General features: G+C 37.2%; 1 protein-coding gene. It reads right to left on the reverse strand.

Going from position 1 to position 247, the window contains the following annotated elements; all coding sequences use genetic code 11:
- A partial coding sequence (locus R2R70_RS22275; RefSeq protein ID WP_410979240.1) for a hypothetical protein occupies window positions 1-247 on the reverse strand: 247 nt, incomplete at both ends.

Genomic DNA, 247 nt, shown 5'->3' on the forward strand with positions numbered 1-247 from the left:
CTCGTAGTTATCGACTAATTCGTTAGAACCAGACTCAATAACATTTGCACGGAACGCGATAGGTGAACCATCTAAATCACGTGTGTGATAGTTTAATAAAGCAGAAAAATCATCGCCTTCGTATAAAAACTGAATACGTGCTGCTTTTTCAGTATAACCGCCCTGTTGATCTTTAGCTTCAAAATTAGGTGCTTGGTTATCAATGTAATCATCTTTATCTTGCCATAATAATGAAACGCGAGCAGAT

Source organism: Cobetia sp. SIMBA_158, assembly GCF_046566945.1.
Classification (GTDB): Bacteria; Pseudomonadota; Gammaproteobacteria; order Pseudomonadales; family Halomonadaceae; genus Cobetia; species Cobetia amphilecti.